The 11,515-nt window shown below is 71.2% G+C and carries 9 protein-coding genes; 4 read left to right on the top strand and 5 right to left on the bottom strand.

Features of this window, described 5'->3' with window-relative positions:
• Positions 1-410 precede the first annotated feature (410 nt).
• Positions 411-1,097 carry a hypothetical protein gene (locus tag KXC43_RS14650; protein WP_221376591.1) on the bottom strand — a complete coding sequence of 229 codons (687 nt, stop codon included), beginning with the start codon at positions 1,095-1,097 and terminating at the stop codon, positions 411-413.
• A 68-nt stretch (positions 1,098-1,165) separates the two neighbouring features.
• On the opposite strand from KXC43_RS14650, the gene KXC43_RS14645 reads away from it, so the two are divergent.
• Genes KXC43_RS14645 through KXC43_RS14635 form a run of 3 tightly spaced genes read left to right on the top strand, consistent with a single transcriptional unit; the run spans position 1,166 to position 5,579 of the window.
• Positions 1,166-3,799 (top strand): valine--tRNA ligase, encoded by a 2,634-nt coding sequence (locus KXC43_RS14645; protein ID WP_221376590.1) that lies wholly within the window; start codon positions 1,166-1,168, stop codon positions 3,797-3,799.
• Positions 3,796-5,121, top strand: coding sequence for a bifunctional folylpolyglutamate synthase/dihydrofolate synthase (locus KXC43_RS14640; protein ID WP_221376589.1), 1,326 nt, complete (start codon positions 3,796-3,798; stop codon positions 5,119-5,121). Before KXC43_RS14645 ends, KXC43_RS14640 begins: the two co-directional genes overlap by 4 nt.
• Complete coding sequence (locus tag KXC43_RS14635; protein WP_221376588.1) at positions 5,118-5,579, top strand: DUF4233 domain-containing protein; 462 nt, start codon at positions 5,118-5,120, stop codon at positions 5,577-5,579. Before KXC43_RS14640 ends, KXC43_RS14635 begins: the two co-directional genes overlap by 4 nt.
• A 7-nt stretch (positions 5,580-5,586) precedes the next feature.
• On the opposite strand, the gene KXC43_RS50805 is transcribed toward KXC43_RS14635, so the two are convergent.
• Positions 5,587-8,244, bottom strand: coding sequence for a VOC family protein (locus tag KXC43_RS50805; protein ID WP_255644073.1), 2,658 nt, complete (start codon positions 8,242-8,244; stop codon positions 5,587-5,589).
• 144 nt (positions 8,245-8,388) lie between these two features.
• Here KXC43_RS50805 and ndk point away from each other — a divergent pair, with 144 nt between their 5' ends.
• Positions 8,389-8,811, top strand: a complete 423-nt coding sequence (gene ndk, locus KXC43_RS14625) for a nucleoside-diphosphate kinase (protein WP_221376587.1) — start codon at positions 8,389-8,391, stop codon at positions 8,809-8,811.
• Here ndk and KXC43_RS14620 read toward each other — a convergent pair.
• The 3 genes from KXC43_RS14620 to KXC43_RS14610 all read right to left on the bottom strand — a co-directional run bounded on the left by KXC43_RS14620 (position 8,808) and on the right by KXC43_RS14610 (position 11,487).
• Positions 8,808-9,593 (bottom strand): ABC transporter permease, encoded by a 786-nt coding sequence (locus KXC43_RS14620; RefSeq protein ID WP_221376586.1) that lies wholly within the window; start codon positions 9,591-9,593, stop codon positions 8,808-8,810. The genes ndk and KXC43_RS14620 overlap by 4 nt on opposite strands.
• 146 nt (positions 9,594-9,739) lie before the next feature.
• Positions 9,740-10,510, bottom strand: coding sequence for an ABC transporter permease (locus tag KXC43_RS14615; RefSeq protein ID WP_255644072.1), 771 nt, complete (start codon positions 10,508-10,510; stop codon positions 9,740-9,742).
• Positions 10,507-11,487 (bottom strand): ABC transporter ATP-binding protein, encoded by a 981-nt coding sequence (locus KXC43_RS14610; protein ID WP_221376585.1) that lies wholly within the window; start codon positions 11,485-11,487, stop codon positions 10,507-10,509. The genes KXC43_RS14615 and KXC43_RS14610 overlap by 4 nt, the downstream gene beginning before the upstream one ends.
• Positions 11,488-11,515: the final 28 nt, after the last annotated feature.

Genomic DNA, 11,515 nt, shown 5'->3' with positions numbered 1-11,515 from the left:
GAAGCTAAGCCCTCCAGCGCCGATGGTACTGCACTCGGGAGGGTGTGGGAGAGTAGGACGCCGCCGGACTCAACGTGAACAGTAGGCCCACCCCTTACCGGGGTGGGCCTACTGCCATTTACGGACCATTCCTTACGCCGGCCGACGAAACGCCGGCTACCCGGCCGCACAGCTTGGGCCGCGACCGCGGATCGTCTCGCCAGCCGCAGCGAGACGAGCCGTCTCGTCTAGCCAGTTGTGCCGAGACGAGACGGTCCGTCTCGCGCCCGCCGCACCGAGACGTGACGACCCCCCCGCCCTCCCACAGCGAGACGAGACGGTTTGTCTCGTCAGAGGCTGGGACAAGACGGTTCGTCTCGGGCGAGGCCGCGTTTGTGGTGTTGCGGTTCTGTTGGCCGGGTCGGGGAGTGTCAGCGGGTCTCTGTTGCGTTTCTGAGGGCGAGCATCAGTGGGGCCGCTTCCTCGGGGGTGCGGTTGTTGAACATCGCCAAGGCCAGGCTGCCGTGGTCGGCCCAGCCGCACACTGTCAGGTCGCCGTCGGCGGACTTGGTCACGCCGCACTTCATGGTGCCGTCCAAGGGGCCGGCGTCGACGTCTTTCAGGTCGGTCACCGCGCCCTCCTCGTCGGAGATCAGGTTCATGGCGGCGTCGAGGTCTTGGCCGGGGGTCCAGAGCAGGCCGGTGCCGGCCAGGAACAGGACGTTCTTGTCGGGGGCCTCTTTGTAGACCGCGCCATAGGTGTGGTCGAGGTCGACCTCGGCGGCCAGGGCTGTGCGCAGGTAGTCGGCCGTGGAGGCGCCCTCCTGCGAATAGTCGAGGCTGAGCGTGCCCACGCTCGGTTGGATCTCGAGTTCGGCGTGCCGCTGAGCGATGATCCGCCAGCTGGTGAACCCGAGCATCGACACCGCCACCACCGCGAGCGCCAGAAGAATTGAAATCAGCACGCGTCGTACGCGCCCTCGAGGTTTGGCCTTGGCCTCTGCCTCGGGGTCGTCGGGGTGGAGAAGATCGGCGTCCTCGTCGGAGGAGGCGGGCGGGGGCGTGCCGATGTCGATCGGTTCCCCGATGTCGATCGGGTTGGGGCCGTGTTCGGGCATTGCAGGAGCGTAGCAACGGCGGGCGATGCGAATTCGGGGTTCCGCCGCGGCATCCGTAGACTTGTCGGGTGACCGAGACGACCCAGCAGCGCACCCCCGACAGCCGGCCCACCGGTGGCCTCTCCGCCCAGTACCAGCCGGGCGAGGTAGAGCAGCGGCGGTACGAGAATTGGGTATCGCAGGGCTACTTCACGGCCGACCCGGCCGGCGACAAGCCGCCGTTCTCGATCGTGATCCCGCCGCCCAACGTGACCGGCTCGCTGCACGTCGGCCACGCGCTCGACCACACCATTCAGGACGCGCTCTCCCGCCTCAAGCGGATGCAGGGCTTCGAGGTGCTGTGGCTGCCCGGCATGGACCACGCCGGCATCGCCACCCAGAACGTGGTCGAGCGCCAGCTCGCCGCCGAGCAACTGTCGCGCCACGACCTCGGCCGTGAGAAGTTCGTCGAGAAGGTGTGGGAATGGAAGGCGCAGTCCGGTGGGGCCATCCTCGGGCAGATGCGCCGCCTGGGCGACTCCGTGGACTGGTCGCGTGAGCGGTTCACGATGGACGAGGGCCTGTCCCGCGCCGTTCAGACGATCTTCAAGCGGCTGTACGAGGACGAGCTGATCTACCGGGCCAACCGGATCATCAACTGGTGCCCGCGCTGTCTGACCGCGCTCAGCGACATCGAGGTCGAGCACACCGACGACGAGGGTGAGCTCGTCTCGATCCGTTACGGCGAGGGCGACAGCGCGATCGTCGTCGCGACGACGCGGGCCGAGACGATGCTGGGCGACACCGCGGTGGCCGTCCACCCCGACGACGAGCGCTACAAACACATGATCGGCACCGAGGTCGAGCTGCCGCTCACCGGCCGGCGCATCCCGATCGTCGGCGACGAGCACGTCGACCCGTCGTTCGGCACCGGCGCGGTCAAGGTGACCCCGGCCCACGACCCCAACGACTTCGAGATCGGCCAGCGGCACAACCTGCCCAGCATCAGCATGATGAACGAGCGCGCGGTTGTCACCGTGCACGGCCCGTTCGAGGGGCTCGACCGCTACGAGGCCCGGCCGGCCATCGTCGCCGCGCTGCGCGAGCAGGGGCGGATCGTCGCCGAGAAGCGCCCCTACCTGCACTCGGTCGGCCACTGCTCGCGCTGCAAGACCACCGTCGAGCCGCGGCTGTCGCTCCAGTGGTTCGTCAACACCGGCCCGCTGGCCAAGGCGGCCGGCGACGCCGTGCGCGACGGCCGGGTGACCATCGAGCCGGCCGAATTGTCCAAGCGCTACTTCGCCTGGGTCGACAACATGCATGACTGGTGCATCTCGCGCCAGCTGTGGTGGGGTCACCGCATCCCGGTCTGGTACGGGCCGGCGGGCGAGGTCGTCTGCGTCGGCCCCGACGAGCAGCCGCCGACCGGCGACGGCTGGACGCAGGACGAGGACGTTCTCGACACCTGGTTCTCGTCGGCGCTGTGGCCGTTCTCGACGATGGGCTGGCCCGAGCAGACGGCCGAACTGGCCAAGTTCTATCCGACCAGCGTGCTCGTCACCGGCTACGACATCCTCTTCTTCTGGGTCGCCCGGATGATGATGTTCGGTCTGTACGCGATGGACGACGTGCAGCCGTTCAACGTGGTCAACCTGCACGGCATGGTCCGCGACGGGCTCGGCAAGAAGATGTCGAAGTCGTTCGGCAACGTCGTCGATCCGCTCGACTGGATCGACCGCTACGGCGCCGACGCCACCCGCTTCACCCTGGCCCGCGGAGCCAACCCGGGCTCGGACGTGCCGATCAGCGAGGAGTGGTGCCAGGGCTCCCGCAATTTCTGCAACAAGCTCTGGAACGCCACCCGCTTCGCGCTGATGAACGGCGCGACCGTCGAGGGCGATCTGCCCCCGGTGGAGGAGCTGTCGGCGATCGACAAGTGGATCCTGTCCCGCCTGCAGCACGTGATCGGCGAGGTCGACGAGCAGTTCAAGGCCTACGAGTACGCCAAGGTCTGCGACACGCTCTACCACTTCGCCTGGGACGACGTCTGCGACTGGTACCTCGAGCTGAGCAAGCCGGTGCTCGCGTCCGAGCAGAACCAGAACACCCGCCGCGTTCTCGGTCACGTGCTCGACCAGCTGTTGCGTCTGCTGCACCCGGTCATCCCGTTCGTCACCGAGGAGCTGTGGATCGCGCTCACCAGCGGCGAGACGCTCGTGCGGGCGTCCTGGCCGGCGGCCGACAAGGGGCTGATCGACGACGCTGCCGAGGAAGAGCTGGCCGCCTTGCAGAAGGTCGTCACCGAGGTCCGGCGGTTCCGGTCCGACCAGGGTCTCAAGCCGAGCCAGCGGGTGTCCGCGGCGCTCACCGGCCTGGGCAACGTCGGCATCGACACGCACGAGCCGCTGATCCGGTCGCTGGCCCGCCTCGACACGCCCGGCGCCGACTTCACGGCCACGGCGACGCTGGCGGTGTCCGGGGCGATCACGGTCGACCTCGACACCCGCGGCACGATCGACGTCGCCGCCGAGCGGGCCCGCCTCGAGAAGGACCGCGCGGCCGCCGAGAAGGAGGCGGCGCAGTGCCGGGCCAAGCTCGGCAACGAGTCGTTCATCGGCAAGGCGCCCGAACAGGTCGTCTCCAAGATCAAAGACAGGCTCACGACCGCCGAGGCGGATCTCACGAGAATTGCCGCGGCTCTGGAGGCGTTGCCCTCAGCATGAGCACTTACGAAGAGGTTGTCGCCGCGCTCGACGGGCGCGGTTTCACCCGCATGGCGTTCGACATGCAGAAGATCCGGGACCTCATGGACGTGCTCGGCAGCCCGCAGCGCGCCTACCCGGCCATCCATCTGACCGGCACCAACGGCAAGACCAGCACGGCGCGGATGATCGACGCGCTGCTGCGGGCGCACGGCCTGCACACCGGCCGCTACACCAGCCCGCACCTCGAGACGGTGCGCGAGCGGATCAGCCTCGACGGGCAGCCGATCTCCGAGGAAGGGCTGGCGACCACGTACGACGAGGTCGCGCCCCTGGCCGAGCTGATCGACGCCCGCAATGCCGAGCCGCTCACCTACTTCGACATGACGACCGCCATGGCGTACGCGGCCTTCGCCGACGCCCCGGTCGACATCGCCGTCGTCGAGGTCGGCCTGGGCGGCGAGGAGGACGCGACGAACGTCATCGAGGCGGGCGTCGCCGTGATGACCCCGATCGGCCTCGATCACACCGAGTGGCTGGGCGACACGATCGAGGACATCGCCTGGGCCAAGGCCGGCATCATCCACAAGGGCGCCACGGTGATCTCGGCGTTGCAGACCGAGGAGGCCATGCGGCCGATCCTCGAGCGTTGTGCCGAGATGGGTGCGACCCTGGCCCGCGAGGGCAGCGAGTTCGGAGTGGTCGAGCGCACCCAGGCGGTCGGCGGCCAGGTGCTGCGGCTGCAGGGTCTCGGCGGGGTGTACGACGAGGTGTTCCTGCCGCTCTTCGGAGCGCACCAGGCCCAGAACGCCGCGCTTGCGCTGGCCGCAGTGGAGGCTTTCCTCGGCGCCGGCACCAACAGGCAGCTTGACATCGAGCTCGTACGCGAAGGCTTCGCGGACGTCGACTCGCCGGGCCGGCTGGAAAGGGTGCGCAGCGCCCCGGCCATCCTGCTCGACGGCGCGCACAACCCGCACGGCATGGCGGCGACGGTGGCCGCGCTCGAGGAAGAGTTCGCCTTCCGGCACCTGGTCGCGGTCGTGGCCGTCCTGGGCGACAAGGACGTCTCCGGCCTGCTCGACCTGCTCGAGCCGGTGGCGGCGCGCATTGTGGTCACCCAGAACAGCTCGCCGCGGTCGATGCCGGTGGAAGAGCTGGCGCAGTTGGCGACGGACATCTTCGGCGAGGACAGGGTGACGGTCACGCACAACATGCCGGACGCGATCGAGGAGGCCGTGGTCATCGCCGAGGAGGACGCGTCCGGCGAGCTCAGCGGCGTCGGCGTGATCATCACGGGGTCGGTGGTCACGGTGGCCGACGCGCGGAAGCTCCTCAAGCGATGACGTCGCCCGAGCCGCGCGGCGAACCGGCTCCCGATTCAAGGCCGGCCGAGCCGGCTCCGGATTCCGGGTCGGCTCCGCCGTCCGGATCGGCTTCGCCGTCCGGGTCGGGGGAGCCGGCTCCGCAATCTGGGCTTCGCAACCCGGAGGCGGCGGTACGCGGGCTGGGCGCGGGCACGCTCGTGCTGGAGGCCATCGTGCTGCTTCTCGCCATCCAGCCGATCCGGATCATGGGTGGCGAGCTCAGTGGGTGGGGCGTCGGGTCGGTGATCGCGCTGGCGGTCGTGGCCGTCCTGCTGGCCGGCATGATGCGCCGCTCGTGGGCCTGGACTGCCGGCACCGGTCTTCAGGTCCTGCTGCTGGCCAGCGGCCTGTTCCACTGGTCGCTGGCCGCGCTCGGCCTGATCTTCGGTGGGGCCTGGGTCTACGCCCTCTACGTGCGGCGCACCATCCTCGGCTAGTCGCCGATCAGCGGATGGCCCGCCACTGGGTGATGGCGATGTTGTGGTCGTCGGGGTCGCGGAACGTGGCCGACCAGAGTTCGAGACGGTCACCGCGGTTGACCGGGCGCGGGGGGTGGACGAACTCCACTCCCTTGGCCTGAAGCTCCTGGTAGACGGCTTCGACGTCGCCCACCTCGAGGTTGAGGTAGATCAGCCGGCCTGCCTCGCTGGAGAGGTCGTTGACCGTCCGCAGCACCAGGCGGGTGTCGCCGGAGGCCAGCACGGCGCTGCCCTCGCCGCTGTCGATCTCGAAGAAGCCCAGCATGTCGCGGTAGAACCCGACCGACCGGGCGAGGTCGGTGACGAGCACCGTGATGCCGACGCCGTGGATCGCCCCGGCCGGGCCGGGGCGGGCACTGGGGTACGCGGTGATCACGTCGGCGGCGCCCTCGTCCGGTTCCGGCTTGCCGGCGAGATCTCCCCACGGGCCGCGGTCTCCCGCCGCTGCGGCAGCCGCCGCTGCCGCAAGCGCCGCCGCGGCCGGCGACGGCTTGGGATGACTCGGCCTCCCGGCGGACGGCGAGGCCGGCTCACTCGAATCAGTGACAGGCGCCGCGAGTGGCGGTGTCGGCTGACCGGAGGCGCTGGCGGGTGCTGCTGCCGGCGGCGGCGCGGGTTGGTTTGGGGCGCCGGCAGGCGCTGGCGGCGGCGGTGCGGACCGGTTCGAGTCGCTGACAGGTGCTTCGGAGGGCGGCGCTGGGTGGCTTGAGGCGCTGCTCGGCGCGCCGGGCGGCGGCGCTGGGTGGCTTGAGGCGCTGGTGGGTGCGTCGGGCGGTGGTGCCGGGTGGCTCGGAGCGCTGACGGGTGCCCGAGTGGAGGTTTCTTCGTCGATGGGCGCCTGCTTCTGGGACGGGGCGTCGCTTCGGCCGACCTTCTTCACGGCTGCCGCGGCCGCTGCGACGACGCCGATCGCGCCGGCCAGCAGCCCGCCGCCGCCGGCCTTGTCAGGCGCGGTTGATGCAGGCGGTTCGGTGGCTGCAGGCGGTTCGGTGGCTGCGGTGCGCTGAGGAGGCGCGGCGGCCGCGGTGGGCGGTGCGGGTGCTGCGGCGGCCGGAGGGGGTGCTGCCGGCGCCGCCGACTCGGCGGTGGCGTCGTGGGCCGCGTTCGACATGAAGCGTGTCGAGGGCCGGAGCGGCGTCTCTTCGGCCGGAGGTGGGGCGATCAGGTCTTCGCGCCGGGCCTCGGCTGCGGCGGGCGCGTCTTCCGGGGCCGGATCGGGGTCGCCGTCGAGGAGAAGGTCGATCTCGTCGTCCGGAACGGGTCGGGGGCCGGGTCGCCCCTCGGAGCGGGCGGCCGAGGGCGGCGGCGAGGCGGGCTGAGGAGCCGTGGGCGGCGGGGTCGACGGCGGCGGAGCGGTGGGGAACGAGCCGACCGGCGATGGCGTGGCCGGGGTCGACGTCGCTGTGGGCTCGGGCCGCCGGTACGGCGACGGGGCCCCGGTGGCGGGATCGTCGAGCGGAAGGTCGGTCTCGAGGGTGTCGTCGGGGTGCGGTTCACGCTGCGACGGTGCGGTCGGCTCGGCCGTGGCGGTCGCCGTGCCCCGCCGCGGGCGCGGGCTGGGACGCCGGCCGCCGGCAGCCCCGGCAGCCGCGCCGACAGTGGCCGCCGTGACCGATCCGGCCCCGCCGCCTTCAGCAGCGCGCGTCGAACCGGCGGCGTAAGCCGTGTCGGCGGCACCCGCCGGATCCCCGGCACGCGCCGAGTCGGCGGCGTAAGAGGAGTCGGCGTAAGGCGAGTCAGCAGCGTGGGCCGAATCCCCGGCACGCGACGTGTCAGCAGCGTAAGGCTGGTCCCCGGCACGCGACGTGTCGGCCGCGTACGGGGAACTCGCGGCCCGGCGGGGCAGCGGGGACGGGCTCTCGTCGTGGTCGACGAACTCGCCCTCGACCACCTTGCCGGCCGGGGTGTCGCGGACGACCACCGGGCTCTCGCTGTATTCCTCGGAGTCGAGGTTGGCCGGGCCGGGCGCTCCACCAGCTGACGGGCTGGGCGGCGGGGCCGGCGGCGGCGGGGAACTGCCCGGCGGCGGTGGGGGCGGCGGCTCGTCGGGGCCTCGGCCCCAGGTGCGGTCGCGGCCGGCCCACGGGGGTGGCTCGACGTCGCCCAGCAGGTCGGCGTCGAGGTCGGCGTCGGGTTCGTCGTCGAAGTCGGTGACCGGCGGGGGCGGCAGGTCCGAGCCTCGGTCGCGCGGGGCGGCCTCGTCCCAGTTGATTTTGACGCGGCGCAGGTCGTCGACGTCGACCGTGATCGGCAGGGTGTCGCCGGGCTCGGGCCACTTGACCACGGGGATGCGGGACTCGTTGATCTCGATCTCGCGCGTCGGCAGGCCGGGCGCCACGATCACCGCCTGGATGCGGGCCCGGGCGTAGACCGCCGTGGTCATCGGCCGGGGCGTGATCGCCGAGACCTCGGCCGTGCCGGCCACCCAGGCCCGGGCGCCGCGGCGCACCACGTTGACGACGCCCAAGGCCACGGCCAGACCGAGCAGGGCGACCCCGAAGATGACCACCCCCAGGCTGGACATGCCGAAGCCCAGCGCGACCACGAAGACCGCGATCGTGCCCGCGACCGCCGCGACCAGCTTCCGTGCCGGCGCGATCGGACGTCCGGTCTGGTTTGCCAATGTGGACCTCCCGCTCGTACCCGTCAGGTTATTGCCCGGCTCAGTGTGAGCGAAAGTGCGGTAGGTCCGGCGTTGGCGCTCGCCGCAATCCCGGTACCGATAGGCTGAAACTCAGCCCCCGCATCCCTGTCCTGGAGGAAAGTCGTGTCCAGCCCCACCGAGCGCTCGCTCGTGCTCATCAAGCCCGATGCGGTCCGTCGCGGACTTCTCGGCGAGATCCTCGCCCGCTTCGAGCGCAAGGGCCTGGTGATCGAGGCGATCGAGCTGCGCACGATGGACGCGGCGCTGGCCGACCAGCACTACGCCGACCACGTCGAGAAGGCGTTCTACCCGCCGCTCAAAGAGTTCATGACCTCGGGCCCGCTGGCTGCGCTGGTGCTCACCGGCGACGAGGTGATCGAGGTCGTCCGCGCGATGATCGGCTCGACCGACGGCCGCAAGGCGGCCGCCGGCACGATCCGCGGCGACTTCTCGCTCTCCAACCGGGAAAATCTGGTGCACGCCTCCGACTCCCCCGAGAGCGCGAAGCGCGAGCTCAACCTGTGGTTTCCGAACTTGGCGATCTAGAGCACGTCGAGCGACGCCGTCCGGCGCGACTCGAATTCGAAGATCTTCAGCAGTGCGGCCGCCGCGACCGCGTACCCCGCTCCGACCAGCAGTTCCTGGCCGAGTGGGGCCGCGGCCGCGGCCAGTCCGTCTCCGGCCGCGAAACGCCGGGCCGCTTCGGCCGCGTGCGTGATCGGCAGCCACTCGCCGACGGCCGTCATCCAGCCGGGCAGGCCGGACGGCGGCACGTTGACCCCCGTGAGCAGCAGCAACAGCGCGACGGAGACGTTCGAGATCACCCAGACGTCGCGGAAACGCAGGCCCAGCGCGCCCAGCGTCAGCCCGAAGAACCCGCAGGCCAGCGATCCGGTCGCCATCGCCAGCAGCAGGCCCGGCACGGCGCCGACCGGAATCCGCAGGCCGAGCAGCAGCGCCCCGGCGCTCAGGGTCACGACCGCGATCAGAAGACCGTTTCCCGCGTACGGGATCACCCGCCCCCAGAACACGGCCGTGCGGCTGCGGGGCGACAGCAGCACGTGCCCGAGCGTCCCGTACCGGCGCTCGTTGGCGACCGCCATCGTCCCGCCGAAGACGCAGGCCAACGAGGCCGTGAGCACGGCGTTGCCGACGATGTAGAACCGGTCGTCGGCCACCTGCAGCTGGCGCCCGAGATAGGCGAAGAAGAGCAGCTGGAAGAGCGGCCCGATCAGCAGCGTCCCGATGAACATGCCCGGCGTCGTCCAGTTGAACAGGGCCCGGTAGGCGATCACGCCACCGACCGTCATGAGGCGAAGCGTCTTCATGGGGTGTGGCCCTTTCGTCCCGCGGTCGCGCAGGGCTGGAGAAGCGGTCAGCGAACAGGTGGAGAGCTGAGAAGAGGGGGAGAGGGAACGGAGCGTGTGGAAGGGGCTCAGAGGGTGGAAGCGAGGGCGGTTCCGGTGGGGGCCGGTCATGCCAGGGCCAGGGTGGCAGCGGCCCGGGCCCGGCGCTCGACGTGGGTCAGGGACAGGGCGCCCAGGGCGAGGCAGAGCAGGCTGATGCCGAGGCAGATGCCGACCGACGGCCAGACCGGGCCGCCGCTGGTGGCTTCGCGCAGAGCCCGGGCGCCCCAGGTGGTGGGCAGCACGGCCGCGATCGGCGCGGTCCACGACGGCAGCACGGTGATCGGCACGAGCATGCCGGAGACCAGCCACACCGGGTATTCGAGCGTGTTGGCCAGGGCGTTGGCGTTGCGCATCAGCACGAACGTCGCCGCCAGCAGCAGGCCGAACAGGCCGAGCGCGACCACGCAGACGACCGCGGCCACGACGAAGGCGACCGGGTGCGCGAAGTCGAGCCTGATCCCGTACAGAAGCCGCCCCCAGGCCAGGGTCGCCAGCAACGCGTAGGTGCCGGTGAGGCCGGTGGCGATCGTGATGGGCAGGATCACGAGCACCGGGCGCCGCGGGGCCAGCATGATCATTTCGAGGGTGCCCTGCCAGCGCTGGCTCTGGATCGCGCCACCCGAGCCGAAGAGGACCGACGACCAGACGCCCATCACGCCGGCGCCGACCGCGGCTTCGAGCAACCGGTGCTGCTCGCCGCTGGAACGGAACAGGTAGACGGCCAGGGTGGCCTGCACCACCGGGACGACGAGGGCGATCGCGATCTCGAACGGGGACCGGCTGATCTGCTTGGCGTGCAGCAGCGTGCCGATGGCCAGCATGCGCAGGGTGTTCATGCCGCGGCACTCACGATCGCGACGTACGCGTCCTCGAGGGTCGGCTCCCGGCTGTCCACCCGGCCGAGGCGGATCCCGGCCAGCTCCCGCAGCACGTCACTCTGCACGTCCACGTGCGCGTCGGAGTGGACGGTCAGCAACTGCAGCGCGCCTCGGGCCTCGACTGCCGTTTCCCGTACGCCGGGCAGGTCGCGCAACGCGTCTACCGCGCTCTCTGGCACCCCGTACGCCTCGACCTCGACCACCCGCCGGCCTTCGGCCCGCCGCCGCAGCTCGGCCGGTGTGCCCAGCGCCTGGATGCTCCCGTCGGCGATCACCGCGATCCGGTCGCAGAGCTCGTCCGCCTCGGCCATGTAGTGGGTGGTGAGCAGCACCGTCGTGCCGGTCGAGGCCAGGTCGGCGACCGTGCGGCGCAGCTCGCGGGCGGCCACCGGGTCGACCCCGATCGACGGCTCGTCGAGGAAGAGCACGTCGGGCGAGTGCAGCAGCCCGCGTGCGATGTGCAGCCGCTGCCGCATGCCGCGCGAGTAGCCCTCGACCCGTTCCCGTTCCCGCCCGGCCAGCCCCACCAGGTCGAGCAGTTCGGCGATGCGCCGCTTCTGGTCGCGCGGCGCCACCCCGTACAGCTCGGCGAAGTAGCGCAGGTTGTCCAGGGCGGACAGCCGGTCGTAGAGCCCGCGGTCGCCGCCGAAGACGTAGCCGATCCGCCGCCGTACCTCCCGGGTCTCCCGCTCCACGTCGTGGCCGCACACCCGGGCCGAGCCGGAGGTGGGGATCAGCAGGGTGTTCAGCAGTTTGATGGTGGTGGTCTTGCCGGCGCCGTTGGGCCCGAGCAGCCCGAACAGCTCGCCGCGGCCGACCGTGAAGGTCACCCCGCGGACGGCCTCGACCTCGGTGCGCTTCGGTTTCAGCCAGCCCGTGCGCGCCCGGTAGGTCCGACGCAGATCGTCCGCCTCGATGGCGTAGGTGCTCCCCATGGCCCGAACCGTAGGGGAGCGGCGGCCG

The sequence above is a fragment of the Paractinoplanes polyasparticus genome (assembly GCF_019710575.1).
In the GTDB taxonomy this organism is placed as follows: Bacteria; Actinomycetota; Actinomycetes; order Mycobacteriales; family Micromonosporaceae; genus Actinoplanes; species Actinoplanes polyasparticus.
This window is presented reverse-complemented; position numbering and strand designations above follow the sequence as displayed.